This window comes from Ruegeria lacuscaerulensis (genome assembly GCF_013034685.1).
GTDB lineage: Bacteria > Pseudomonadota > Alphaproteobacteria > Rhodobacterales > Rhodobacteraceae > Ruegeria > Ruegeria lacuscaerulensis_B.
This window is the reverse complement of the sequence record NZ_WQGO01000004.1, coordinates 94,090-118,807: the sequence shown is the minus strand read 5'-3', so window position 1 is coordinate 118,807 and position 24,718 is coordinate 94,090. Positions and strand designations below refer to the sequence as shown.

Annotated in this window: 24 protein-coding genes; 8 read left to right on the top strand and 16 right to left on the bottom strand. The window is 59.3% G+C overall.

Features of this window, described 5'->3' with window-relative positions; translation table 11 throughout:
• The first annotated feature begins 33 nt into the window (after window positions 1-33).
• From GOV80_RS11645 to GOV80_RS11615, 7 genes are all read left to right on the top strand, one after another.
• Window positions 34-1,422, top strand: a complete 1,389-nt coding sequence (locus GOV80_RS11645) for a 1-acyl-sn-glycerol-3-phosphate acyltransferase (RefSeq protein ID WP_170784879.1) — start codon at window positions 34-36, stop codon at window positions 1,420-1,422.
• A gap of 112 nt (window positions 1,423-1,534) precedes the next feature.
• Entirely contained in the window at window positions 1,535-2,821 is a 1,287-nt protein-coding gene (gene ccrA, locus GOV80_RS11640; protein WP_170772516.1) for a crotonyl-CoA carboxylase/reductase, read from the top strand.
• A gap of 207 nt (window positions 2,822-3,028) precedes the next feature.
• Window positions 3,029-3,247, top strand: coding sequence for a hypothetical protein (locus GOV80_RS11635; RefSeq protein WP_170784701.1), 219 nt, complete (start codon window positions 3,029-3,031; stop codon window positions 3,245-3,247).
• Window positions 3,186-3,905 (top strand): helix-turn-helix transcriptional regulator, encoded by a 720-nt coding sequence (locus GOV80_RS11630; protein ID WP_170784877.1) that lies wholly within the window; start codon window positions 3,186-3,188, stop codon window positions 3,903-3,905. The genes GOV80_RS11635 and GOV80_RS11630 overlap by 62 nt, the downstream gene beginning before the upstream one ends.
• Before the next feature lie 82 nt (window positions 3,906-3,987).
• Complete coding sequence (locus tag GOV80_RS11625; RefSeq protein ID WP_170784875.1) at window positions 3,988-4,626, top strand: acyl-homoserine-lactone synthase; 639 nt, start codon at window positions 3,988-3,990, stop codon at window positions 4,624-4,626.
• Between the two features lie 60 nt (window positions 4,627-4,686).
• A complete protein-coding gene (locus tag GOV80_RS11620; RefSeq protein ID WP_170784873.1) occupies window positions 4,687-6,219 on the top strand; it encodes an ATP-dependent DNA helicase in 1,533 nt (510 codons plus the stop codon).
• Window positions 6,216-6,944, top strand: coding sequence for an SDR family oxidoreductase (locus tag GOV80_RS11615; RefSeq protein WP_170784871.1), 729 nt, complete (start codon window positions 6,216-6,218; stop codon window positions 6,942-6,944). Before GOV80_RS11620 ends, GOV80_RS11615 begins: the two co-directional genes overlap by 4 nt.
• Window position 6,945: 1 nt before the next feature.
• Here the strand turns inward: GOV80_RS11615 and GOV80_RS11610 are convergent, their stop codons facing one another.
• The 13 genes from GOV80_RS11610 to trpS form a co-directional block, all read right to left on the bottom strand.
• Window positions 6,946-7,713 carry a TIGR02186 family protein gene (locus GOV80_RS11610; protein ID WP_170772508.1) on the bottom strand — a complete coding sequence of 256 codons (768 nt, stop codon included), beginning with the start codon at window positions 7,711-7,713 and terminating at the stop codon, window positions 6,946-6,948.
• Between the two features lie 2 nt (window positions 7,714-7,715).
• The gene (locus GOV80_RS11605; RefSeq protein ID WP_170772506.1) at window positions 7,716-8,636 is read right to left on the bottom strand and encodes a sulfite exporter TauE/SafE family protein; all 921 of its coding nucleotides are present in this window, start codon (window positions 8,634-8,636) and stop codon (window positions 7,716-7,718) included.
• Between the two features lie 249 nt (window positions 8,637-8,885).
• Entirely contained in the window at window positions 8,886-9,854 is a 969-nt protein-coding gene (locus tag GOV80_RS11600) for an ABC transporter permease (protein ID WP_170784869.1), read from the bottom strand.
• Window positions 9,854-10,948 carry an ABC transporter permease gene (locus GOV80_RS11595; protein ID WP_170784867.1) on the bottom strand — a complete coding sequence of 365 codons (1,095 nt, stop codon included), beginning with the start codon at window positions 10,946-10,948 and terminating at the stop codon, window positions 9,854-9,856. The genes GOV80_RS11600 and GOV80_RS11595 overlap by 1 nt, the downstream gene beginning before the upstream one ends.
• 3 nt (window positions 10,949-10,951) lie before the next feature.
• Window positions 10,952-12,481: an ABC transporter ATP-binding protein gene (locus tag GOV80_RS11590; RefSeq protein ID WP_170784865.1), complete on the bottom strand. Its 1,530-nt coding sequence runs from the start codon at window positions 12,479-12,481 to the stop codon at window positions 10,952-10,954.
• Between the two features lie 86 nt (window positions 12,482-12,567).
• Window positions 12,568-13,566: a BMP family lipoprotein gene (locus tag GOV80_RS11585; RefSeq protein WP_170772498.1), complete on the bottom strand. Its 999-nt coding sequence runs from the start codon at window positions 13,564-13,566 to the stop codon at window positions 12,568-12,570.
• A gap of 158 nt (window positions 13,567-13,724) precedes the next feature.
• Complete coding sequence (locus GOV80_RS11580) at window positions 13,725-14,138, bottom strand: GNAT family N-acetyltransferase (RefSeq protein WP_170784863.1); 414 nt, start codon at window positions 14,136-14,138, stop codon at window positions 13,725-13,727.
• Window positions 14,135-14,722 carry a tRNA (adenosine(37)-N6)-threonylcarbamoyltransferase complex dimerization subunit type 1 TsaB gene (tsaB, locus tag GOV80_RS11575; RefSeq protein WP_170784861.1) on the bottom strand — a complete coding sequence of 196 codons (588 nt, stop codon included), beginning with the start codon at window positions 14,720-14,722 and terminating at the stop codon, window positions 14,135-14,137. Before tsaB ends, GOV80_RS11580 begins: the two co-directional genes overlap by 4 nt.
• Window positions 14,712-15,275 (bottom strand): NifU family protein, encoded by a 564-nt coding sequence (locus tag GOV80_RS11570; protein WP_170772492.1) that lies wholly within the window; start codon window positions 15,273-15,275, stop codon window positions 14,712-14,714. Before GOV80_RS11570 ends, tsaB begins: the two co-directional genes overlap by 11 nt.
• A gap of 69 nt (window positions 15,276-15,344) precedes the next feature.
• Window positions 15,345-15,938, bottom strand: coding sequence for a 2-hydroxychromene-2-carboxylate isomerase (locus tag GOV80_RS11565; protein ID WP_170784859.1), 594 nt, complete (start codon window positions 15,936-15,938; stop codon window positions 15,345-15,347).
• Between the two features lie 9 nt (window positions 15,939-15,947).
• Entirely contained in the window at window positions 15,948-16,403 is a 456-nt protein-coding gene (locus GOV80_RS11560) for a universal stress protein (protein ID WP_170772489.1), read from the bottom strand.
• A 60-nt stretch (window positions 16,404-16,463) separates the two neighbouring features.
• Window positions 16,464-17,327 carry a branched-chain amino acid aminotransferase gene (locus GOV80_RS11555; RefSeq protein WP_170784857.1) on the bottom strand — a complete coding sequence of 288 codons (864 nt, stop codon included), beginning with the start codon at window positions 17,325-17,327 and terminating at the stop codon, window positions 16,464-16,466.
• Window positions 17,328-17,386: 59 nt separating this feature from the next.
• Window positions 17,387-18,415: a tryptophan--tRNA ligase gene (trpS, locus tag GOV80_RS11550; RefSeq protein WP_170784855.1), complete on the bottom strand. Its 1,029-nt coding sequence runs from the start codon at window positions 18,413-18,415 to the stop codon at window positions 17,387-17,389.
• Window positions 18,416-18,501: 86 nt separating this feature from the next.
• Between trpS and GOV80_RS11545 the strand changes: the two genes are divergently transcribed.
• Window positions 18,502-19,188, top strand: coding sequence for a rhomboid family intramembrane serine protease (locus tag GOV80_RS11545; RefSeq protein ID WP_170784853.1), 687 nt, complete (start codon window positions 18,502-18,504; stop codon window positions 19,186-19,188).
• On the opposite strand, the gene murJ is transcribed toward GOV80_RS11545, so the two are convergent.
• The 3 genes from murJ to GOV80_RS11530 are packed head-to-tail and all read right to left on the bottom strand — an operon-like array spanning window position 19,189 to window position 24,678.
• On the bottom strand, window positions 19,189-20,730 hold the full coding sequence (gene murJ, locus GOV80_RS11540; protein ID WP_170784851.1) for a murein biosynthesis integral membrane protein MurJ: 1,542 nt from the start codon (window positions 20,728-20,730) through the stop codon (window positions 19,189-19,191).
• Complete coding sequence (locus tag GOV80_RS11535; RefSeq protein WP_170784849.1) at window positions 20,727-23,546, bottom strand: [protein-PII] uridylyltransferase; 2,820 nt, start codon at window positions 23,544-23,546, stop codon at window positions 20,727-20,729. Before GOV80_RS11535 ends, murJ begins: the two co-directional genes overlap by 4 nt.
• Window positions 23,506-24,678, bottom strand: coding sequence for a penicillin-binding protein activator (locus GOV80_RS11530; protein WP_170772477.1), 1,173 nt, complete (start codon window positions 24,676-24,678; stop codon window positions 23,506-23,508). The genes GOV80_RS11535 and GOV80_RS11530 overlap by 41 nt, the downstream gene beginning before the upstream one ends.
• Window positions 24,679-24,718: the final 40 nt, after the last annotated feature.

Sequence of the window (24,718 nt, the reverse complement as noted above, 5' to 3'; positions counted from 1 at the left end):
GTAGGACGCAACGTTTGCTGTCAGGGTGCGCGCATGACTGAGACCGTGGAGCTTCCGCTTTGGCTGTTTTTGCTGATCCTGGTATTTGCCGCGGTCACATTTGCTTCGCATTTCCTGTTCCCTTCGGTGCGGTGGTTCTTTCGCCGTCGCCTTGAACGCGCAGTCAAACGTCTGAACACTCGCCTGCAACGCCCGATCCAACCGTTCAAGTTGGCCGAGCGGCACGACATGATCCAACGTCTGATCTATGATCCGCAGGTGGGGCAGGCTGTGCAAGACCACGCCCGCGAAACCGGGGTGCCCGAGGCGGTGGCCTTCGAAATGGCCCGCCGCTATGCGCGTGAAATCGTGCCCTCCTTTTCAGCCGTAGCCTATTTCAGCATCGCCATAAGGTTGGCGCGGATGCTGAGTAATGCGTTTTATGACGTGCGGCTCAGCTATCAGGATGAAGAGGCAATCAAGACTATCGACCCGGATGCGACCGTTGTGTTCGTGATGAACCACCGCAGCAACATGGATTACGTGCTGGTCACATATCTGGCCGCGCAACATTCAGCGCTGTCTTACGCGGTGGGGGAATGGGCGCGAGTTTGGCCACTCAGCCGCTTGATCCGGGCCATGGGGGCCTACTTTATCCGGCGCAGATCGGGCAGTGAGCTGTACCGGCAGGTACTGGCTTGTTACGTGCGACACGCGACCGAAGCGGGGGTGACGCAGGCCATGTTCCCTGAAGGGGGGCTTAGTCTGACCGGTGCCTTAGGGCGCCCCAAGCTTGGTCTGTTGAAATATATACTGGACGGAACCAAGCCGGGCGGCAAGGACGTGGTGTTTGTTCCTGTTGCGCTGAATTATGACCGGGTGCTTGAGGACACAATCTTGACCAAGGCTGCACTTGGGAGTGAGAGGCGGTTTCGGGCTCGGATCGGAGTGATCACCGGGTGGATTCTGAAGCAGATCGGTCGCCGACTGATCGGGCGCTATATGCGCTTTGGTCTGGCGTCGGTGCGCTATGGCCGGCCCATTTCGTTGCAGGACTTCCGGGCCGAACATGAACAAGACGTCATGACTGACCTCGCTCGTGCTTTGATGGGACGTATCAAGGATGCAATCCCGTTGGTGCCGCTGCCTGCGATCTGCAAGCTGATCCAAGACCGAACTGAGTTGCTGGAGGATGATGTGCGCAGCCTTGTCGCGCAGGCCATGCGACGTGACGGAACTTTGACCGACCCGAGTGAGGCTGCAATCACCCAAGCTTTGGATCAACTTGTCCAAAGGCGGATTCTGAAACAAGTGGACGGGAAAATATCTCAATCTGGTCAAAGGGTTGACCTGCTGGAGTATTATGCGGCTTCGGCTCCGGGTGATGTGGAGTTCGGAGATGCTGCGCTCGCAAAGAGAGTTTCTGCATCCGCTGGGTCATAAAATTACAAAATAGATACAAAATTGGTTGCAATATTTCTCAAGGCCCAATATTTCATCTGGTAAGGCCTGCGATTCTGCATCGCGGCAAACATTGAGATGGAAGGAGGCCAACATGGCTTTGGACACCGAAAGCGGTATCGCGACCTACGACGCGCCGGAAAAAGACCTCTATGAAATGGGTGAGATCCCTCCGATGGGGTTTGTACCCAAGAAGATGTACGCGTGGGCAATCCGCAAGGAGCGCCATGGCGAGCCGGACACGGCCATGCAGCTGGAAGTGGTCGATGTGCCCAAGCTGGACAGCCACGAGGTGCTGGTTCTGGTGATGGCGGCAGGTGTGAATTATAACGGCGTCTGGGCATCTTTGGGCAAACCGATCAGCCCGTTTGACGGTCACGGTCAACCGTTCCATATCGCGGGTTCGGATGCTTCGGGCATCGTCTGGGCCGTGGGCGACAAAGTGCGCCGCTGGAAAGTGGGTGATGAGGTCGTGATCCATTGCAATCAAGACGACGGCGACGACGAAGCCTGCAATGGCGGCGATCCGATGTACTCCGACAGCCAGCGTATCTGGGGCTATGAGACACCGGACGGGTCTTTTGCCCAGTTCACCAATGTCCAAGCGCAGCAGTTGATGCCGCGCCCGAAGCACCTGACCTGGGAAGAAAGCGCCTGCTATACGCTGACACTGGCCACCGCCTACCGGATGCTTTTCGGTCACGAGCCGCATGATCTGAAACCCGGTCAGAACGTTCTGGTTTGGGGCGCTTCGGGTGGTCTGGGGTCTTATGCGATCCAGTTGATCAATACGGCGGGCGCAAATGCGATCGGTGTGATCTCGGATGAAAGCAAGCGTGATTTCGTGATGGGTCTGGGCGCAAAGGGCGTTCTGAATCGCAAAGATTTCAACTGCTGGGGTCAGCTGCCTACCGTCAACACGCCGGAATATGCCGAGTGGTTCAAAGAGGCCCGCAAATTCGGCAAGGCCATTTGGGACATCACCGGTAAGGGTGTGAATGTCGACATGGTGTTCGAACACCCCGGCGAAAGCACCTTCCCTGTCTCGACCTTCGTTGTGAAAAAGGGCGGTATGGTCGTGATCTGCGCCGGAACAACCGGCTATAACCTGACCTTCGACGTGCGTTACATGTGGATGCACCAGAAGCGCCTGCAAGGTTCGCACTTCGCGCACCTGAAACAGGCGTCCGCTGCAAACCAGTTGATGGTCGAACGTCGTCTGGACCCTTGCATGTCTGAAGTCTTTGCGTGGAACGAGCTGCCCGAAGCCCACATGAAAATGATGCGCAACGAACATAAACCGGGCAACATGTCGGTTCTGGTTCAGGCACCGCGCACTGGCATGCGGACTCTGGAAGAGGTTCTGGACGCACGCGGATAACCGACCTGCTCTATCAGAAATCGCGCCCGCGAATCGTTAGTCAGGTTCGCGGGCGCGCTGCGTTTTATGCGCAGGTGATCCTTTTCAACGACTTGCAGAACCCAGCCCCGCTATTTTTGGGGAGTAGAAACCAGTGAATAGCCTAAAAAACACTGCACATGTTATGGTTGTGTTAACCCTTCGTTAACCGTTTCGGAGCGACTCTAGATGGCGAAAAATGAGTGGATACTGGACGTTTTGTCGGATCTCAACGCCTTTGCGGTTGAGAACGGTTTGACCGCCCTTGCCGAGCAGTTGGATGACACCAAGCTGATCGCAGCGGCCGAGATTGCGTCCTTGAAGGATGAGGCTCGGACGCCCGCGAATGGGAACAGATCTGGATATGGCTCAGGTCCTGGAGGACTTGGAAAACACCAGCACGCTTGATGAATTGGGTGCAGTCGCCCTTGGATTACGCGACCGATTGCACACTGAGCATCTGATCTATCATTGGGTCGACGGGGCCGGGGACCAGTACGGCTATACGACCTATCCAGATGCCTGGGCCGAAAGATATCTGGAACGGAATTACCACCGTATCGACCCCGTCATTCTGGGATGTTTTCAGCGCTTTCATCCTGTGGATTGGAAATCTCTGGACTGGTCCGGCAAGGTGGCGAAGAATTTCCTGCAGGACGCGTTGGAGCACGGGGTAGGCAACCAGGGCTATTCGATCCCGATCCGGGGCCCGAACGGCCAGTTTGCGTTGTTTACCGTGAACCACACCTGCGATGACGCTAGTTGGAAGGCGTTCATCGACGCCCATGGGCGCGAGCTGATCCTGATTGCGCATTATTTCAACCGAAAAGCGCTGGAGTTTGAAAGCGACCGCCAGCCCGATGCGCCGCGTGGCCTGTCCCCGCGCGAGGTGGATGCGATGACCCTTCTGGCGCTGGGCTATAGTCGCGCGCAGGTCGCGCATTCCTTATCGATCTCGGAACACACGCTGCGAGTCTATATCGAAAGCGCCCGTGCCAAGCTTGGGGCGCAGAATACCACCCACGCGATCGCGACAGCGCTCAGCCGGGGATTAATCGTCGTTTAACGGCCGCACGCACTTCGAACCGTAATTTAACCATGGCTCTGTACCCCTTTCGTTCTTGCACAGGACGACAAGGGGAAAAGTCATGTTGCGCTATTTGTTTGCCGACGAACTTCACAAGTTTCCGGATCTCGCCGACGGAATGTTCCGCGACCGGGCCGATCAATTCAAAACCCGGCTGGGTTGGGACGTGCGTATAAACGAAAAGGGGGAAGAGAGGGATCAGTATGACGATCTGAACCCGCTCTACGTTATCTGGGAAGAAGAGGATGGTAGTCACGGCGGGTCCATGCGTGTGTTGCCTACCACTGGGCGCGTTATGGTGAACGAAGTATTCGGGCATCTGACCGGGGGTGAACCGATCAACAGCCCCCTGATCTGGGAGGTGACACGCTTTTGCCTTTCCCGAACGGCCAGCCCACATACCGCCGGTGCTATTATGCTGAGCGGGGGTGAAATCATGGAAGGGTTCGGTCTGACCCATATCGCGGGTGTGTTTGATGCGCGCATGATCCGGATTTACCGGCTGATAGGGTCGTCTCCGGTCGTACTTGGCTCGGAAGGGAAGGGGCGGGATCAGATCTCGGTTGGGCTGTGGCCTTATTCATCCGACGATTGCTACCGCGTGGCCGAACGTGCCGGTATCCCGCGTGAGTTGTCGCGCCTTTGGTTCAAGACCGCGTTTGGCACTGGTCGGCAGCATCGGTTTGCCTTGTCGGCATAAGCTGTTGAAAACCGGAAACCGCATCTGGTGATAGCGGGCGCGGCCTTGTAGGGTCGCGCCATGTCTACGCCTTTAGTGACCTTCTCGGACGACCAAGCCGCCGCCTATGACAACATCGCCGAGATGTTGAGGTCGGCAGGCGTTGATCTGGATGACGATGCCCTTCTGAAACTGCCGGGAAACGGAAAATCCGGTGTGATGGCGGTGATCGGCAAGGCTGGGTCGGGAAAGACCCTGTTGTTGGCCGAGCTTTACAAGGCGCTGGCAGAAACCGGTGTTCAGATCGTTTCGGGCGATTTTGAAAGCCGCAAGGCGCGGGACAAACGCAGCCTTGCTATTCTGGCCCCCACCAACAAGGCGGCCAGCGTGTTGCGGTTGCGCGGCGTTCCTGCGACCACGATCCACCGAATTCTCTACACACCGGTCTATGACCCCGAATATGAGCGGATTGCCGAGTGGCTGGCCGGAAACGACGAACGCCCCGAGATCGAAGGGTTGACGGACGAGGCACTGGACCGTGCTGCCGCGTTTTATGAAAACAACAAATCCATTCCGGGTGCTTTGGCCGCGGCGGGGCTGCGTGGGTCGGATTTCATCACCGGCTGGAAGCGTCGAGAAGAGCCCTTGGATATCGGGTTCGTGGACGAAGCCTCGATGTTGGACGACCGGCAGTTCGAGGACCTGCAGGAGATTTTCCCGACACTGTTGCTGTTTGGCGATCCGGCGCAGCTGGCTCCGGTCAATCAATCGGGCAGCATGGTGTTTGACGGTCTGCCCGAGCCGCGAAAACAAATCCTGCATCGCGTGCATCGTCAGACGGCAGACAACCCCATTCTGGATCTGGCCCATGCGCTGGCGGACCCTGCCATGGGGTTTGAAGATTTCGAGCGTCTGGTTGAACAAACGGCCCGGCAGGATGACCGCGTCGTGTGGGGGCAGCGGGTCGAGGTTGATCTGATGGCCCGCAGCCCGGTTCTGGTGTGGCGCAATGCGACCCGCATTCGTTTGATTCAGGCATTTCGACATGTGCATGGCGCTCCGGACACTGAATTGCTGGAAGGTGAGCCATTGATCTGCGACGGGATCGAACTGCCCTTGAAGCATCGAAAGAAGCGCCTGGACCTTGAGGCGCGCGGGCTGATCAAAGGGGCGCAGGTTGTTTATCTGGGGCCGGGTCGCAAGCCGGGTTTTTCGCGCCTGCATGTCATGGGGGCCGAAGACCCGCAGGTCAGCGCGGCCTCGATCGTCAAAATCGAAATGCCGGATGAGGAAGAGCCGTTCATCCCCTATGCCGCCCGCATGGGCGCGACTTTTCTGCATGGGGCGGCCGTGACTATCCACAAGGCGCAGGGGTCGCAATGGGACACAGTGCAGGTCTTTGCACCGGATATCTATGCCGCCGCTCGGATGGGCCGGACCGAGGCCGGGCAGCCTTTGTGGAAACGTCTGGCTTATGTGGCGATCACGCGCGCGCAGGAGCGGTTGATCTGGGTCGTGCGCAATCGTCTGGCAAAGCCGACCTATCCGTTACGCATTGATGACTTGCGGGCGGTTCCGGCGGCCTCGCTGACATTGGAGGCGGAAGAGACATGAAGACGATCATAGTAACCGGCGCAAGCTCGGGCATAGGGCGCGCCACAGCCGAGCTGTTTCTGAACAACGGCTGGACCGTCGGCCTGTTGGCCCGTAGCGCCGAAAAGCTGAATGAAATAGCGCAACAACATTCCAAGGCGATCGCGCTGGCGGCAGATGTGACGGATCCGGTCGCGGTCGCGCGGGCCTTTCGGACGTTTTCGAACTGGGTAGACAGGCTGGATGTCTTGTTCAACAACGCGGGCATCTTTGCCCCCGGTGGTACAATTGATGAGATCGCGTTGGACGACTGGTACCAAAGCGTCAACGTGAACTTGAACGGCATGTTCCTGTGCGCGCGCGAAGCCTTTCGGATCATGCGACAACAGTCGCCGCAAGGCGGCCGGATCATCAACAACGGGTCGATTGCCGCTTATGTCCCCAGGGCGAATTCGGTGCATTATTCGGCGACCAAACACGCGATCACGGGGCTGACACGCAGCCTGTCGCTGGATGGGCGCGACTTTGGCATTGCCTGTGGTCAAATCGACATCGGCAACGCGCGAACGCAGATGGTGCAGGGACTGGTCGACAGCGCCGTTGCTGCGGGGCAGCAGCCGGATTCCACGATGGATGTTGAGGATGCAGCCCGGTCCGTGCTGCACATGGCGTCTTTGCCGCCCGAAGCGAATGTGCAGTTCATGACGGTAATGGCCACGACGATGCCCTATATCGGGCGCGGCTAGATCAGTTTTCGCGCAGCAGGCGGAAGGCCGTGGAGGCGCCCCAACCAGCGGCAATAGCGATGACCAGCGACATAAGCCCGTACCACACCGGTTGTTGGCGGGACATGTTGTAGAGGAACCGCTCTAACCCAACCTTGCGCACGTCAATCGTTGTTTCGAACTCAGAGATCACTTCGCGACCTCGGGTCAGGAAGATTCGCGCGGCATAGTCGCCCTCAGTCAGGTCAGCGGGCATGGCGATCGAGGTTCTGAACAAGGTTTGCTCATCCACCGCCACGGTGTTTTCGCGGATCGAATAGAGGCCTTCATCCTCGCGAATACGCACTACGGCATCCGCAAAATCCTGCGCGCCCTTGATGTGCATCGCGGCTCCGACCGAGCGGATGGCTCGTTCGATCGAGACGCGGTATCTCAGATCCTCGGTATCCGATAGGATTTCCTTCAGTGGCCCGCTTGTGGCCACGGCGTAAAAGCTGGGGGCGAGGTCGACCAGAACGCTGTCGGTGTTGACCCAGATGCCCAGCTTACGCTCTTTCCGCCGGACAGTTACGGGGCTGGACGGCCCGGCCACGGCGACGATCACCTCAAGCGGAGGGCCGTCCGGGATCGGTGTTTCGCGTTTGACGGCACCAAAAATCAGTATCTCGGACCCGTCGAAGGTTGCAGTGATTGCAACGCGGTCCTGGCTGAGGCCAAGCACTACGGATTCTTCTTCGGCCAAAGCCGGAGTGGTGCAGAGGGCAAGTAACAGGATCAGCCGTTTCAGCATGATTAATGCCCCCCTTCCGCGCCAAGCGAATACAGCTCGGACGGTTCCAGTAGCAGGTCCAGCGCCAGTTTACCGCACACCACCAAAACCAGCGCGGCCAGCAGAACCCGAAGCTGCTCAGCCGGCATACGCGCGCCAATCACGGTCCCGATCTGCGCCCCGACAACACCGCCCACTAGCAGTAGGACAGCCAGCACGATATCGACCGTGTAGTTCGTGGTTGCGTGCAACATCGTGGTGAAGGCCGTGACGAAGATGATTTGGAACAGCGAGGTCCCAACAACCACCTTTGTCGGCATTCCCAGCAGATAGATCATCGCGGGCACCATGATGAACCCGCCGCCCACGCCCATGATGGCGGACAAAACGCCCACGCACAGGCCGACCAGAACCGGCGGAATAACCGAGATATAAAGGCCGGACGTACGAAAGCGCATCTTGAACGGCATCGCGTGGACCCAGCCGCGCTGACGGCGCGCTGCGGGCGCGGCCCCGCCTTTTTTAGACTTGCGCAGCGCATTCAGGCTTTCGATAAACATCAGGCTGCCGACTACGCCCAGAAATACGACGTAGCACAGTGTGACCAGCAGATCGACCTGACCGAGGCTTTTGAGGTAGTTGAATACCACCACCCCAAGGGCCGCGCCCATTAAGCCCCCCGTCAGCAAAACAGTCCCCATTTTGAGGTCGACGGTCTTTCGTCTGAAATGAGCCAACACCCCGGAAAAGGACGAGGCGACGATCTGGTTTGCTTCGGTCGCCACTGCGACAGCTGGGGGGATGCCTATGAAGAACAGCAGCGGCGTCATCAGAAACCCGCCACCGACACCGAACATGCCGGATAGAATCCCGACCATGCCCCCGAGTCCCAGCAGCAGAAAGGCGTTGACGGAAACTTCGGCAATGGGAAGGTAAATCTGCATGATAAACTAGTACTTGAGGCCAGATGCGCCGTTCAACGCCGCAAAGCTCGTTTCAACAGAAAATGACGGAAGCCGGTTGTGACCCGCTAAGGCAATCCGCAGAAACCCGGCCACTGTGGGCTTTTTCCCAAGGACAGCTATCACAGGAAACACTCGCATACCTCTTTAGAGCGGGTGCGGCATGTAAAATCAACTCTACATGCCGCTCTGCAGCAAAAAGGACTGAAAGGAATCCTGAAACTGGACCTATCAGCGCTCTTTCACGTAGGGTTCGCCACCCGCGCGGGGCGGTACAGCCTTGCCGACGAACCCGGCCAGAATGACCACGGTCAGGATATAAGGCAGCGCGTCCATGACCTGTACAGGGATGATGACACCGCCAAGGTCGATATTCTGGAACCGCAGCGCAATTGCCTGAAGCAGGCCGAATAGCAGACAGGCACCCATCGCGTGCCAGGGCCGCCACTTGGCAAAGATCAGCGCGGCTAGTGCGATGAACCCGCGACCGGCGGTCATTTCTTTGACGAAGCCGGCTTGCAGGGCGGTCGCCAGATAGGCGCCCGCGATCCCGCACAGAACACCGCAAATGGCCACGGCAGCAAAGCGCAGTCCCACGACCGAGACCCCGGCCGTATCAACGGCGGCCGGGTTTTCGCCCACGGCCCGCAAACGCAGGCCAAAACGGGTGCGGTACAGAATCCACCACGTCAGCGGCACCATCAGGAAAGCGACGTAGACGAGGATCGAGTGCCCTGAAAGCAACTCGGAATATATTGGCCCAATGACAGGCACACTGCTCAACGCGTCGGCAAAGGGGAAGTTGATCGGCTCGAACCGGCCCCCGCCGAAAAGGGACGGGGTTCGCCCGCCCTGCTGGAACCAACTTTGTGCGACCAGAACGGTCAACCCCGAGGCTAGGAAGTTGATCGCCACGCCCGAGATTAGCTGATTGCCCCGGAACGTGATCGAAGCAACGCCATGCAGGGCCGACAGGATCAGTGAAGCCCCGATCCCAGCCAGAAGGCCCAGCCAGACCGAGCCGGTCACAGCAGCCACGGCGGCCGAGAAGAAGGCGGACATGAGCATCTTGCCCTCAAGCCCGATGTCAAAGATGCCCGCGCGTTCCGAATAGAGCCCCGCCAGACAGGCCAGCAGCAGCGGCGTTGCCAGTCGAATTGTCGAATCGAGGACTTGGATAAGAGTTACGAAGGCCTCCATCACTGCGCTCCTTTCCGCAGGCTCAGGAACAGCTTTTCAAGCGGCATCCGTACCATGTTGTCCAACGCTCCGGTGAACAAGATCACAAGGGCCTGAATGACCACGATCAGTTCGCGCGGGATCGATGTCCACAGCGCAAGTTCTGCGCCACCCTGATAAAGGAACCCGAACAAGATCGCGGCAAGGAACACCCCGAACGGGTGCGACCGCCCCATCAGCGCCACGGCGATGCCGATGAACCCTGCGCCCTCGGTCGAGTTGAGGACCAGACGCTCTGCCTCGCCCATGACGTTGTTGATGGCCATCATTCCGGCCAATCCGCCCGAGATCAGCATGGCGATAATGGTTATGCGCACCGGGGAAATCCCGGCATAGACGGCCCCGGTTTCCGAATGGCCGTAGGCGCGGATTTCATAGCCCAGCCGCGTGCGCCAGATCAGCGCCCAGACCGCGACACAGGCCAGCAAGGCCACAAAAAACGAGATATTCGCGGGCGCGCCCCGGAACAGAGCATTCTCGGCGGTTGAGAACATGGACTGGAATGTTGGCAGATGCACCGCTTCGGGGAAGCGTGCGGTTGCCGGGTCTTGCGAGCCCTGCGGGCGCATCACGTTGACCAGCATATAGTTCAGGAAAGCTGCCGCGATGAAGTTGAACATGATCGTGGTGATTACGATGTGGCTGCCGCGCTTGGCTTGCAGGTAGGCGGGAATTGCCGCCCACATGGCACCGAACAGGGCGGATCCGACACAGGCGGCCAGCAGGGCAATACTCCAGTGTGGCCAGTCGATATAGAGGCACACCATGGCGACACCCAGACCGCCCAGCATGGCCTGACCTTCACCGCCAATGTTGAACAGACGCGCGTGAAACGCCACGGCTACGGCCAGACCGGTGAACATGAAATTGGTCGCGTAATACAGCGTATAGCCCCAGCCATAGGTCGACCCCAGCGCGCCGGTGACCATCAGGTTCACGGCCTCGATGGGGTTTTCACCTATGGCGAGGATCACCAGCGCCGAGAGGATTGCGGCCAGTACCAGACTGATCAGCGGGATCAGAACGACATCGGCCCATTTGGGCATTTTATCCATGCTTCACGCGGCCTTTCCCGCAACACCGGCCATCAGCAGGCCCAGCTCTTTTTCATCCGTCTCATGGGGCAGGCGTTCGCCCATGATATGTCCGTCAAACATCACCGCAATCCGGTCGGACAGCGAGAAGATCTCTTCCAGCTCGACCGAGACCAGCAAGATCGCCTTGCCCTGATCGCGCAGAGCGACGATCTGTTTGTGAATGAACTCGATCGCGCCAATATCCACGCCGCGGGTGGGTTGACCGACGAGCAACAGATCGGGGTTCCGCTCGATCTCGCGCGCGACGACGATCTTTTGCTGGTTCCCGCCCGAGAAGTTCTTGGCCGCAAGCCAGCCATCGGGCGGGCGGACGTCGAACTTTTCCATCTTGGCCTCTGTATCAGCGCGCAGGGCGGAGTTGTCCATGAACAGCCCCCGCTTGTAGGCCGGGTCGCGGTGATAGCCGAAGGCCACGTTCTCCCACGCGTGAAAGTCCATGATCAGACCTTCGCGCTGGCGGTCCTCGGGTACATGCGCAATGCCTTGCGCACGGCGGGTTTGACCATCCGAGCCCGCCCCGCTTAGCACCAAGGGCGCGCCGTTCAGGCGGATCGTGCCCTGACCCGGACGCATCCCGCCCAGAACCTCAAGCAGTTCAGACTGCCCATTACCGGCGACGCCAGCGATGCCCACGATTTCGCCCGCGCGGACGGTCAGGTCGATGCCTTTGACCCGCTCGACACCCGCACCATCGGTGACACTCAGATTTTCGATCTCAAGCACGGGCTGGCCGGGTTTTGCGGGCAGTTTATCCACCTGCAACAGCACTTTGCGCCCGACCATAAGCTCGGCCAGTTCCTGCGGGTTTGTATCGGCGGTTTTGACTGTAGCTGTCATCTCACCGCGTCGCATGACCGAAACGGTGTCAGTATTTTCCATGATCTCGCGCAGCTTGTGGGTGATCACGATGATCGTCTTGCCCTCGGACCGCAGCCGGTCGAGGATGCGGAACAGCTGATCGGCCTCGGCCGGGGTCAAAACCCCGGTGGGTTCGTCCAGAATCAGAATTTCGGCCTTGCGATACAGGGCTTTGAGAATTTCGACACGCTGCTGCATGCCCACGCCGATCTCGTCGATACGCTTGTCGGGGTCGACGAACAGCTCGTATTCTTCTTCCAGTGCTTTCAGTTCTTTACGCGCTTTGGACAGCGAGGGGGCCAGCAGCCCTCCGTCCTCGGCGCCCAGAACGATGTTTTCCAGAACGGTGAAGTTTTCCACTAGCTTGAAATGCTGGAACACCATCCCGATGCCCGCTGCAATCGCGGCTTGGCTGTCCGGGATGTCGGTCTTGGTACCGTTAATCCAGATCTCGCCCTTATCGGCCTTGTAAAAGCCGTAGAGGATGCTCATCAGCGTGGACTTGCCCGCGCCGTTTTCACCGATGATCCCATGGATCGTACCGGGAGTGACGCTGATCGAGATGTCTTTGTTGGCCTGAACCGGCCCAAAGGCTTTGGAAATGCCCTTAAGCTCAATGGCGGGGACGCTCATGTCTTGTCCTCAGATTGCCGAAAAGGCCGCATGGCGCGCGGCAGGGTAGGAGGCCGGGCGGAGGCTAAACCCCCGCCCGCGCGATATCAGAACTGCAGTGCGGGGCAGCTGTCGTTCTCGTAGTAGCTGGTCACCGTGACATTGCCGTCAATGATGTCCTGACGCGCCTTGTCGACCGCGCCTTTCATCTCGTCCGAGACCAGCGACGCGTTGTTGTCGTCCATGGCAACGCCTACGCCTTCTTCGGCCAGACCCATGGCGAAGACGCCGGTTTCAAGGTTCTCACCCGCTTTCATCGCGTCATAAACGGCGACGTCCACGCGTTTCAGCATCGAAGTCAGTACCTTACCCGGATGCAGGTGGTTCTGGTTGCTGTCCACGCCGATCGACAGAATGCCTTCGTCGGCAGCGGTTTGCAGAACACCCACGCCGGTGCCGCCTGCGGCTGCGTAGATCACGTCAGCACCCTGGCTGATCTGCGCCTTGGTCAGTTCCGAGCCCTTCACCGGGTCGTTCCAGGCTGCAGGGGTGGTGCCGGTCATGTTGGCAACAACTTCAATGTCAGGGTTCACAGCTTTGGCACCTTGGGCATAGCCGCAGCCAAAGTGACGGATCAGCGGGATGTCCATGCCGCCAATGAAACCAACGGTGCCAGATTCAGACGCCATCGCTGCCATCATGCCAACCAAATACGAGCCCTCATGCTCGGCAAAGCCGATCTGACGCACGTTGGGCGCGTCCAGCCAGTTCACGTCAACTGCGACGAATTTGGTGTCGGGATAGTCGCCCGCAACAGCCGACAGCGGATCGGCCATGGCAAAGCCCATGGTGATGATCGGGTTCAGACCGGCCTCGGCAAAGCGGCGCAGAGCTTGTTCGCGCTGGGCTTCGGATTGCAGTTCGATCTCGCGATAGCTGCCACCGGTTTCATCGGCCCAACGCTGCGCGCCATTATGGGCGGCCTCGTTGAACGATTTGTCAAACTTACCACCCAGGTCGAAGATCAGGGCCGGTTCAGCCAGGGCCGCACCTGCGGTCAGTGCGACGGCTGCGGCGGCGCCCATCAAGGATTTCATCAGGGTCATTTGTTACTCCCGTTGTTATTGTCGGTCGGGGCCAAGATAGCCCCGTTCACCCACTATGAGCGAGCATATCTGTTGTGATGGCGGGAATTAAGGCCGTTTGCAACAGCCGGGGTCAACTGATTTTTGACCAACTGGTCGAAAAAAATTTGATACGTCGTTCAGGTCAAGTCACATTCCATCACAACGGCGTCAATTTTCTGATTGTTTTCGCGCACATAGTAGCCCCGTCGCAATCCGCAGGGGCGATAGCCGCAGGTTTCATACAGGGAAATTGCCGCAGCATTGTCTTGCGCCACTTCCAGAAAAGCTCGCGTCGCGCCCAAAGTTTTAGCCAAAGCGTGCCATTCTTCCATCCGCGTCCGTGCCAATCCCTGACGCTGCATTTGAGGGCGGGTCGCTATTGTCAGCAGTTCGGCCTCGTCTGCGATGACCTGAATCAGTGCGAAAGAGTGTTCGTTTCCAACCACATGGGTAAAGTGATTCTGCAAAAGGTCGTTGAATTCGGCCTCGGTCCACGGTCGCGACTGCGTGAAGGCCGCCGCGTGGATGCTGGCCAAGGCGCGGGGGGTCATTCGTCCAGCAGGACCGGAGGCAGGTCCTTGGACGGAGCGGCGTCTGCGGCCCGCACATACAGCGGGGCCGGAGGGCCGTCATTGCTCTGCCATCTCTGTCGGGTCACATGCGCGATGCCACGGACCTGCAATTCAGCGTCGTCATTGAAGATCAACGGGCCGAGTGATTCTGCCTGATCAAGCGGGATCAGAGCGGGCGCGTGACCAGCAGGCGCCACATAGACCTGATCGCGGGGCGCGCGGATGGCGGGAACCGCGTCTTCTGCGCCATCGGCAAGCGCATCGAACCCCGAGACTCCGACCGCAGGGATGCCCAAACCCAATACAAGGCCACGTGCGGCGGATACCGATATGCGGATGCCAGTGAAATTGCCCGGGCCGATGCCGACGCCGATGGCCGACAGATCCTGCCATGTGCAGTCTGCCTCGGCCAGCAGTTCCTCAAGCAGGGGCATCAGACGTTCGGCCTGGCCACGTGTCATCTGTTCAACGCGGGTTGCGACGAACTGGTCCCCGCCTAACAAAGCGGCCGCGCAATGCGCGGCCGATGTGTCAAACGCCAGAATGATCGGATCAGACGGCAACAGGGCGTACCTCGGTCACTTCGGGGATGTAGTGACGCAGCAGGTTCTCGATCCCCATTTTCAGTGTCAGGGTCGAGGACGGGCAGTTCGCGCAGGCCCCCTGCATGTGCAGATAGACAACGCCGCGGTCAAATCCGTGGAAGGTGATATCACCACCATCCTGAGCCACTGCAGGGCGCACACGACTGTCCAGCAGGTCCTTGATCTGGTTGACCACCTCGGCGTCTTCGCCGGTATGTTCTGCGTGGCCCGACTCCGTCGTTGCATCCGCGGCCATGACCGGCTGGCCGGATTGGTAGTGCTCCATCACCGCGCCAAGGATAGCTGGTTTGATATGGTCCCACTGCACGTCTTCCGATTTGGTGACGGTCACGAAATCATTGCCAAAGAACACGCCAGTCACACCGCTGACGGTGAAAATCCGGTTGGCCAGAGGTGATTTCTCTGCCGCGTCTGCCGATGGAAAGTCTGCAGTTCCAGCCTCCAGCACGGTCTGGCCGGGCAGGAATTTCAGGGTGGCTGGGTTCGGCGTGGATTCGGTCTGGATGAACATGGCGCGGCTCCGTTTCAGTTGTCCCTGATATGCGGGTCCACGCGCGGGAAGTCAAGATTTGGAACGATTCTAAATTTCAGTCGCCAACTTTATCGCATCGTCCAGACGGTCATCGCCCCAGAACAACTCATCCCCAACCAGAAAGCTGGGCGCACCGAACAGCCCCTTGGCCTGCGCGGTTTTGGACTGTTCGATCAGGGCCGCCTTGATCGCCGGGTCCTGTGCTTGGACCATGAAATCCGCAGACAACCCAACCGCGCTCAAGCAACCGGCAAGAACGTCATCGTCGGCGATATTCTGAGCGTCCGCAAACTCAGCAGAATAGACCGCCCGCACAAACTTGGCCTTTTGGGCCGCATCCTTGATCGCCAGTGCCAAACGCGCCGCTTTCAAACCGTTCTGAGGGAACATGCCAGGCCGTTGGAACGGCAGCCCACGTTGCGTTGTCAGCCGTTCCATATCACGCCACATGTATTCACCTTTGGCGGGATAGAGGTTGAAAGGCGAGTCGTTCCAGCCCTGCGCAGCAAAGATCGGCCCCAGCAGAAAGGGTTGCCAATCGACCGTAACGCCATGGCGACCAGCGGCGTCTTCGATCCGCATCGCGCTGAGGTAGGAATAGGTTGAGGCGAACTCGAACCAGAACTGAATGATGCGCGTCATGGTTGACCCTTAGGTAATCGCTTCCAGCTTTTCCTTGCTCAGGTCACCCGGAACGATAGTGATCGGAATTGGCAGGCTGCCCGAGTTCTTGGTCAGTTGCGTGACCAGCGGGCCGGGTCCTTTCTTTTCGACACCTGCACCCAGAACGAGCACGCCAATCTCGGGGTCGGATTGCACGTGTTCGATGATCTGCGGTACGGGATCGCCTTCGCGAATGGCCAATTCGGGGTCGACGCCCTGTTTGTCACGCATCCACTTGGCAAAAACCTCGTAATGGGCGTGGATACGTTCACGGGCTTCTTCACGCATCACTTCGGCCACGCCGATCCAGTGGTTGAACTCATCGGGGGGAATGACCGACAGGATCGTCACGCCACCGCCCGTATGCGCCGCGCGCATAGCTGCAAAACGCATTGCGTTCAGACATTCGCGGCTGTCATCCAAAACCACCAGGAACTTACGCATGGGTGTCCTCATTCATTTCGGGCGATCATGCCCGACCTGATGCGCGCTGGCAACCGAAGCCTATCGCGTGCTGGCAGCCCAATCCCAATACAACTCGCGCGCACGGCGGGCGATAGGCCCGACCTGATATTGCGTATCCTGCAGCGCCGTGACCGGGGTGATTTTGCTCATGTTGCCGGTCATGAAGACCTCATCAGCTTTGTGGAAATCCTCGAAACTCAGGATCGCTTCGTGCACGGTCACACCGTCTGCACGCAGGTTTTCGATATGGCGCGCGCGGGTGATTCCGGCCAGAAAGGTGCCGTTCGGGGTGGGGGTAAGCACCTCGCCATCCCGGACCATAAAGATGTTGGCGGTCGCGGTTTCAGCCACATGTCCCAACGCATCCGCGACCAGCGCGTTTGAGAAACCGTTGGACCGAACCTCTTGCAACATTCGCGCGTTGTTGGGGTAGAGACAGCCTGCCTTGGCGTTCACAACCGCCGACTCCAGAACCGGGCGACGGAAGCGCGTATAGCCCAGTGTCACCGACTCAGATTCGGGCGCCATTGGAATCTCTTCCAGACAAATCGCGAAGCCCGTACTGTTCTCCAGCGGCACGATCGCCGTGCGGTCGCCGTCGATGCCCCAATACATCGGACGGATATAAACCGCTGCGTCCGGCGCATAACTTTCCAGCCCTTCGCGGATGATCTCGACCATCTGCTCGGTGGTCACAAACGGCGTCAGCATCAAAGCCTCGGCTGAGCGGTTCACGCGGGCACAGTGCGCCTCAAGATCGGGGACCAGACCGTCGAAATAGCGGGCTCCATCGAAGACGGACGACCCCAGCCAAGCGCCGTGATCGGCTGCCCGCATGATGGGCGCATCCCCGTCATGCCACTGACCTTCGAAATAGGTGCGAATATTCTTGCCGACTGCCATGACGCCCTCCCAAGCTTTGCGGCAAACCTAGGAAGACGCTGCGGCAACGTCCAGAGCAATCAGCCCTGTTTTGCGCCAACCATGCCCACGATTTCGTAAGTTTGCTGTAGGATCGGGGCGGCAACAGCGCGCGCCTTTTCTGCCCCATTGGCCAGAATTCGATCAATCTCGGCCTCTTCGCCCATCAGGCGGGCCATTTCGGACGAGATCGGGCCAAGTTTCGACACGGCCAACTCTGCCAACATCGGTTTGAACTCGCCAAACTGCTTGCCGCCAACCTCGGTCAGAACCTGCTCGGCAGTCTGGTCGCTGAGCGCGGCGTATATATTCACCAGATTGCGCGCCTCAGGGCGTTCGGAAAGGCCATCCACATCCGAAGGCAGAGCATCGGGGTCGGTTTTGGCCTTGCGGATTTTCTTGGCAATCGTGTCGGCGTCATCGGTCATGTTGATCCGCGTCATATCCGACGGGTCCGAGGACGACATCTTGCGCGACCCGTCCCGCAGGTTCATCACGCGCGGGGCGGGGCCGCCGATGACGGGTTCGGTGACAGGGAAGAACTCTACGCCATAGTCATGGTTGAACTTGATGGCGATGTCGCGGGTCAGTTCCAAATGCTGTTTCTGATCCTCGCCCACAGGCACATGCGTCGCGTGATAGGTCAGAATATCCGCCGCCATCAGCGCCGGATAGGCAAACAGACCCAGTGAGGCATTCTGCGCATTCTTGCCGGCCTTATCCTTGAACTGCGTCATCCGCTGCATCCAGCCCATCCGGGCGATACAGTTGAAAATCCAGGCCAGTTGCGTGTGCTCGGGCACTTGGCTTTGATTGAACAGGATGGATTTTTCCGGGTCCAGACCAGCGGCGATAAAGCCTGCGCAGACCTCGCGGGTCTTTTCGCGCAGGCGGGCGGGGTCCTGCCAGACGGTGATCGCGTGCAGATCGACCATGCAATAGATGGTCTCAAAATCGTCGCCCTGCATATCCACGAACCGCTTGAGCGCACCCAGGTAGTTGCCAAGGTGCAGGTTCCCCGACGGCTGGATGCCGGAAAACACGCGCGGTGTGAACTGGGTGTCGATCATCGAAGGGAACTCCCGTCTGGAAAAATCAGCCCCCGTCGCTTACCCATGAGGCAAAGGGACGTCAACAGCCGCGAAAGGCCAGCCCAATGAGCAGTGAGAATTATACACCCGCCGTGAACCCTTTGCCGCCCGTGGTGGTGGCGCTGGTCTTGTTCATTTTCGGGATCGAGGTGATCTTCATGCTGGGCGCGCGCGGTCTAGTCGGCGGGCCAGGAGCGATTGGTTGGCGGCTGGATGCCTTGCAGCACTATGCGTTTTCGCCGGACATTTTCGATTGGATGATGAAAAACGGGCGCTGGCCGTTTGAACACCTGATCCGCTTTGTGACTTACCCGTTTGTCTCGGCCAATTTCACGCAGGCGGTCTTTGTCTGTGTTTTTGTTCTGGCCATGGGCAAGATGGTGGCCGAGGTCTTTGGCAGTGTTGCGATGCTCGTGATCTTTGTTGTCTCGGGCATTGGTGGGGCGCTGGTCTACGCGCTGCTCTTGGATCCGCGTTATCCCTTGGTGGGAGGGTTCCCTCCGGTCTACGGCCTGATCGGTGCGTTCACGTGGATCTTGTGGCGTAGGTTATCTTTGGTGGGCGAAAACCAGTCACGGGCCTTCAGCCTGATCGCTGTTTTGATGGGGATCCAGTTGTTGTTCGGTCTGATCTTCGGCGGTACGCTAGACTGGGTGGCGGATCTGGGCGGGTTCGCCACAGGCTTTGCGTTGTCATTTGTGGTTGGTCCCGGCGGTTGGACAAGGATCATTGGCGGTATCCGCCGCGATTGATCAGGACCGGCGCAGGGCCTTTTTGAACTCGGTGATTTCAAAGGCGCGCAGCAGGTGGCCTAGCACAAAATACAGCACTGCAGCACCGATGATGAGGGCCAACAGTGCTACATAGCGCCAGCCTGGTAGGTGAAATGCCCACCCGAATAGGGAAAGCGCGGCAAATAGGCCAACGCCCATTCCAAGCGATGCGGCCACGATCCGCCATGCCCGGCGTTTGAACCGATCGTCAAAGCGCGCCTCCTCGCCCATGCGTCGCGCGCCCAGCGCCAGCAGTCCGACCATGGCCCACCCGGCGACCGAGGCCGCAATTGCAGGCGCGATCCAGCCCAGCAGTGGATAAAGCCCAAAGGCCAGCCCCGCGTTCACCACCATCGCCACCACCGCATAGCGGAACGGAGATTTTGTGTCCTCGCGTGCGAAGAACAGCGGTTGCAGCAGCTTTTGCAACATGAAAGCCGGCAGGCCGATGCCATAGATCGCCACGGCCAGCGCGGTGGCGGCGGTATCCTCGGCGGTGAACTGTCCACGCTCGAACAGGACCGAGACCAGAGGGATCGGCATGATCACAAAGGCCACTGTTGACGGAAGGGTCAGCAGCAGCGTGAACTCTCCGGCGCGGGAAAAGGCGTTGCGGGCGCCGTCTTTGTCACCCGCACGCAGGCGGCGAGACAGGTCAGGCAGCAACACGATGCCAACGGCGATGCCCACCACGCCCAAAGGCAGTTGATACAGCCGGTCCGCGGCAAACAACCAACTGACCGCGTTTTCGGTTTTTGAGGCGACCAGCTGCCCCACCACCAGATTGACCTGCGTCACCCCCATCGCCAGTGCGGCGGGGACGGCGATGCGGACCATACGCTTCATCTCAGGGCTGAGTTTCGGCAGGCCGGGACGGATGCGGATACCCGCGCGCTCGGTCGCGACCCAGACCAGTGCAAGCTGCGCCACACCGGCCAAGGGGATGATGGCGATCAGCCAGCGGATGACCTCGCCGCCCGACAGGGCTCCGGCGATCATGGCGGTGCAGGCAAAGATGTTCAGCAGAACGGGCGCTGCGGCAGCGGCCGCAAAGCGGCCCGTGGCGTTCAGAACGCCCGAAAACAGTGCTGCCAGTGACATGAACAGGATGTAGGGGAAAACCACGTAACCATAATCCACGGCCAGATCGAACCGGTCGTCGCCATAGAACCCTTCGGCGGTTATCCAGACCAGTGCGGGCATGAACACCATCGCCAGCCCAACCAGTGCTAAAACGGCCACGGTCAGCAGGTTGAAGGCATCCTGTGCGAATCCTTCGGCGTTCTCGTCCCCTTCCAGCCGTTTGGAAAACATCGGCACGAAGGCCGCGTTGAACGCACCTTCGGCAAAGAAGCGGCGGAACATGTTGGGCAGGCGGAAGGCGGCCACAAAGGCGTCCATCACTGGGCCCGGCCCGATAAAAGCCGTCAGCAGGATTTCCCGCAGAAACCCCAATATCCGACTGGCCAGGGTCCAGAACCCGACCGTGAACAGGCCCGAGAACAGCCGGATCTGCTTCATGATTCTGCGCGCTCGGCGCCCTCGGTGATGGCTTTGCGCAGCTTGGCCTCAAGCCCACGCTGCTTGCTTTCGGAGTGGTATTTCAGCCCGAACATATCCTTGACATAGAACGTGTCCACCACCTGCTCGCCATAGGTCGCGATCACCGCGTTGGCGACATAGACATTCGCTGCGGCCAGCGTGCGCGCCAGATCATAGAGCAGACCGGGGCGGTCGCGGGTATCGACCTCGATAATCGTATAGATTTCAGACCCGTCATTGTCGAAGATGATATGTGTCGGCACGTTAAAGGCGCGTTCGCGTTTCTTGATCTTGTCGCGCGATTTCAGCGCGTCGCGCGCCACAACTTCGCCCTTTAGCGTTTTGTGTATCATCTGCGTCAGGCGTGGCAGGCGGCTGGCTTCGAATGGGCGGCCATCTGCGTCCTGTATCCAGAATGCATCCGTGACATAACCATCCTTGGTCGTATAGCTGCGCGCGTCGACCACGTTCGCCCCAACCAGCGCCAAGGCCCCCGCAATCCGTGCAAAGATGCCCGGATGGTCGCCCATGGCGAAACAGGCGCGGGTGGCGTCGCGGTCCTCGTCCGGTTGCAGGCGAATCTCCATCGCGCCCGCGTCGCCACTGCGGTCAAGTGCCTGCAGCATCTCCGCGAATTCCACATGGGTCGAGAGGTTGAGCCCCTGCCAATACGGGTCGTAATGCCGCCCGGTCTCGGTCTTGAGGTCGGCCTTGGACCAATCGGCCAATTCGGCGCGTAGGGTCTTTTTCGCCTCAGCCCCGCGATTGGCACGGTTGAGGTCTTCCATCCCGGTCTCAAGCGCGCGTTTGGTTTCCGCGTGCAGTGCGCGCAACAGGGTGGCCTTCCAGTTGTTCCAGGTATCCGGACCGACGCCGCGAATGTCACAGACCGTCAGGACAGTCAGCAGGTCCAGCCGCTTGACCGTCTTCACCGCCTTAGCAAAGTCGCGCACTGTGCGCGGGTCGGAAATATCGCGCTTCTGCGCCATGTCGGACATCAGCAAATGATAGCGCACCAGCCATTCGACCGTTTCCGCGTCAGCCTTGTTCAACCCAAGCCGAGGTGCAATTTTGCGGGCCAACTGTGCGCCGAGGATCGAGTGATCTTCGGGCCGCCCCTTGGCAATATCGTGAATCAGCAGGGCGACATACAGAACCTTGCGGTTCACCCCCTTTTTCAGAATCGAAGAGGCCAGCGGCAGTGACTCGATCAACTCGCCCCGTTCGATCTGGGCGAGGTTCACGATGCACTGGATGGTGTGCTCGTCCACCGTGTAGCTGTGATACATGTTGAACTGCATCATCGCGACGATGTGCTCGAATTCCGGGATAAAGGCCGACAGGACCCCCAACTCGTTCATCCGGCGCAGGGCGCGTTCTGGATTGCCATGTTTCAGCATCAGATCAAGGAAGATGCGCTGGGCTTCCTTGTCCTCGCGCATGTCGTCGTCGATCAGATTCAGATTGGCTGTTACCAAGCGCATCGCATCCGGGTGAATCAGCATCCCCGTGCGCAACCCTTCTTCGAACAGGCGCAGCAGGTTCAGCTTATCGGCCAGAAACGTCTCGGCGTTGGCCACATCCAGACGTCCATGCACCACCTTGTAACCCGGTTTGGCCTTTGGACGGCGACGGAATATCCGCTCAAGCAGAGGCGCACCCTTCATATGGGTGGCTTCCAACTTAGTCAGGAAGATGCGGGTCAGCTCACCCACCTTCGTCGCTTCGCGGAAATAGCGCTGCATGAACACCTCGACCGCGCGTCGTCCGGCGCGATCCTCGTATCCCATGCGCTCGGCCACCTCGACCTGCATGTCAAAGGTCAGTTGTTCAGTTGCGCGCCCAGTGACCAGATGCAGGTGCGAGCGCACGGCCCACAGGAAATCTTCGGCCTGAACGAATGTGTTGAACTCATCAGGTGTGAACAGGCCAAGTGGCACCAGTTCGGCCACGTCCTGCACGCCATAAATGTACTTGGCGATCCAATAGAGCGATTGCAGATCACGCAGCCCGCCTTTGCCCTCTTTGACATTGGGCTCGACCATATAGCGCTGGCCTTGCTTCTGGTGGCGTTCGTCACGCTCTTGCAGTTTGGCTTCGATAAAGGCCCGTTCGCTGCCTTTGAACAGCTCATCCCGCAAGCGGGTGTTCAGTTCATCTGACAATGTTGTTTCACCAGCCAGATAGCGCTGTTCCAGCATCGCCGTTCGGATGGTGAAATCCTCGGCCCCCAGCCGCAGGCAATCCTTGATCGTGCGCGAGGAATGCCCGACCTTCAGCCGCAGATCCCACAGGATATACAGCATGGATTCGATAACACTCTCGGCCCAGGCGGTAATCTTGTAGGGGGTCAGAAACAGCAGATCGACATCCGATGACGGGGCCATTTCACCCCGGCCATAGCCGCCCACTGCCAGAACCGCGATCCTTTCGCCCTGCGTTGGCGTCGCCAGAGGGTGCAGATCCTGGCTGGCCACCTGCATCGCCGTACAGACCAGCCCATCGGTCAGATAGGTGTAGGAATGGGTTAAAGGGCGCGCGTCGAACGGGCGCTGGGCAAACGCGTCGGCAATGGCCTGACGCCCAGCCTTTTGCGCGGCACGCAGGACGCGCACAGTCTCGGATCGCCGCGCGCTGTTATCTGCGGTGTTTTCAAAGGCCTCCGACAGATCGGCCATGACGGCGGCACTGTCGAAAATATCTTCGGCCGGGCAAATCAGCTCACCCTTGGGGGTCAGCGTCAGGGCCGGTCGATCAGAAACCGGCGCCAGAGAAGCTTTGTGGGGCAGGGTCAATCACTACTACCTGTTTATTCTGGATCGTGGCGACTGCCAGACCGCGTTCATTGGTGCCATCGGGGCGCAGGCGGAAGATGCCGCCGACACCTTGGAAACCGGCATTCTGGGTCAGGGCCGAAGCCGTCAGCGCGTCTGCTTTTCCCTGACTGACCAGAGCGCCGATCGCGGCAATACCGTCATAGGCCAACCCGCTGATCGGATGAGGCGCTTCGCCATAGGTGTTGTTATAACGTTGGCGGTAGGCTTGCGCCTTGGCAGGGTCGGGCAATGCGAACCAGCCCCCCTGCACACCCGGCAGCTCTAGTGTTTGTGCCGGGATGTCCCAGCGGGTCAGGCCAATATATTGCGTTATGGCCGGCGACACGCCTGCTTCGGGTAAAAGCTGGGACAGCAGCGGCAGAGCCCCCGCTGTGGTCGCTGTCAGGATGATCGAATCCGCGCCTGCGGCATCGACGGTTGCCTTGATCGTCGGCACCGAGTTGATCACACCCTGTTGCGACCGGTCATAGCCGACCGTGCCCGCATTGTTCACCCGGCTGGTGCTCAGCGCGCGGGCAATTGCGGATTGGCCCAACTGGCCTGCGGCATCGTTGGAATGTACGATGACCATTCCGTTCTTGCCTTGCGATCCAGCGAAATTGACCAGCCTGTTGGCCGTGTTGTCAAAAGTCGGACCCAGAACAAAGACATTGCCACCTGCGATGCTTGTATTGTTCGAGAAGGACAGGACATTGACGTTGTTGTTCAAAACCGCCAAACCGGCCGAGTTTGCGGCCTGCGCATAAACCGGTCCCAGGATGATTTTGGCCCCCTCGGCCACCGCACGTTGCGCCGCAGCCGAGGCTGTGCCCGAGTTGCCTTGCGTGTCATAGACCCTCAGATCAATTTGCACATTCTGCAAGTCCGCCATGGCCAGGCGGGCCGCGTTTTCCAGGCTACGGGCCAGCGCTGCGTCACCCGAATTCGCTGAACCTGCTGGAACCAGCAGGGCCACGGGAACAGGTTTGGACGTGTTGATCGAGGGGCCACCACCGGTTCCGCCGGGGACGCAGGCGGTCAAAAGCGCCGCGGTTGCCAATGCGATGGCGGATTTCGCCAGTTTGCGAACGGGCTTGCAAACGCTAAACATCTAAAAGAAAACTCCCTGTCCCAGCGGCTTGATGCTCCGC

Bases quoted from the DNA above. Each gene is read 5' to 3' on its own strand.
- GOV80_RS11570 (WP_170772492.1), bottom strand. From the start codon at position 15,275: ATGTTCATCCAGACCGAATCCACGCCGAACCCAGCCACCCTGAAATTC.
- GOV80_RS11625 (WP_170784875.1), top strand. From the start codon at position 3,988: ATGTTGCGCTATTTGTTTGCCGACGAACTTCACAAGTTTCCGGATCTC.
- GOV80_RS11610 (WP_170772508.1), bottom strand. From the start codon at position 7,713: ATGCTGAAACGGCTGATCCTGTTACTTGCCCTCTGCACCACTCCGGCT.
- GOV80_RS11530 (WP_170772477.1), bottom strand. From the start codon at position 24,678: ATGTTTAGCGTTTGCAAGCCCGTTCGCAAACTGGCGAAATCCGCCATC.
- GOV80_RS11620 (WP_170784873.1), top strand. From the start codon at position 4,687: ATGTCTACGCCTTTAGTGACCTTCTCGGACGACCAAGCCGCCGCCTAT.
- ccrA (WP_170772516.1), top strand. From the start codon at position 1,535: ATGGCTTTGGACACCGAAAGCGGTATCGCGACCTACGACGCGCCGGAA.
- GOV80_RS11545 (WP_170784853.1), top strand. From the start codon at position 18,502: ATGAGCAGTGAGAATTATACACCCGCCGTGAACCCTTTGCCGCCCGTG.
- GOV80_RS11565 (WP_170784859.1), bottom strand. From the start codon at position 15,938: ATGACGCGCATCATTCAGTTCTGGTTCGAGTTCGCCTCAACCTATTCC.
- GOV80_RS11590 (WP_170784865.1), bottom strand. From the start codon at position 12,481: ATGAGCGTCCCCGCCATTGAGCTTAAGGGCATTTCCAAAGCCTTTGGG.
- GOV80_RS11645 (WP_170784879.1), top strand. From the start codon at position 34: ATGACTGAGACCGTGGAGCTTCCGCTTTGGCTGTTTTTGCTGATCCTG.
- GOV80_RS11555 (WP_170784857.1), bottom strand. From the start codon at position 17,327: ATGGCAGTCGGCAAGAATATTCGCACCTATTTCGAAGGTCAGTGGCAT.
- GOV80_RS11560 (WP_170772489.1), bottom strand. From the start codon at position 16,403: ATGCGTAAGTTCCTGGTGGTTTTGGATGACAGCCGCGAATGTCTGAAC.
- GOV80_RS11605 (WP_170772506.1), bottom strand. From the start codon at position 8,636: ATGCAGATTTACCTTCCCATTGCCGAAGTTTCCGTCAACGCCTTTCTG.
- GOV80_RS11580 (WP_170784863.1), bottom strand. From the start codon at position 14,138: ATGACCCCCCGCGCCTTGGCCAGCATCCACGCGGCGGCCTTCACGCAG.
- GOV80_RS11630 (WP_170784877.1), top strand. From the start codon at position 3,186: ATGGGAACAGATCTGGATATGGCTCAGGTCCTGGAGGACTTGGAAAAC.
- GOV80_RS11615 (WP_170784871.1), top strand. From the start codon at position 6,216: ATGAAGACGATCATAGTAACCGGCGCAAGCTCGGGCATAGGGCGCGCC.
- GOV80_RS11635 (WP_170784701.1), top strand. From the start codon at position 3,029: ATGGCGAAAAATGAGTGGATACTGGACGTTTTGTCGGATCTCAACGCC.
- GOV80_RS11585 (WP_170772498.1), bottom strand. From the start codon at position 13,566: ATGACCCTGATGAAATCCTTGATGGGCGCCGCCGCAGCCGTCGCACTG.
- GOV80_RS11600 (WP_170784869.1), bottom strand. From the start codon at position 9,854: ATGGAGGCCTTCGTAACTCTTATCCAAGTCCTCGATTCGACAATTCGA.
- GOV80_RS11595 (WP_170784867.1), bottom strand. From the start codon at position 10,948: ATGGATAAAATGCCCAAATGGGCCGATGTCGTTCTGATCCCGCTGATC.
- murJ (WP_170784851.1), bottom strand. From the start codon at position 20,730: ATGAAGCAGATCCGGCTGTTCTCGGGCCTGTTCACGGTCGGGTTCTGG.
- trpS (WP_170784855.1), bottom strand. From the start codon at position 18,415: ATGATCGACACCCAGTTCACACCGCGCGTGTTTTCCGGCATCCAGCCG.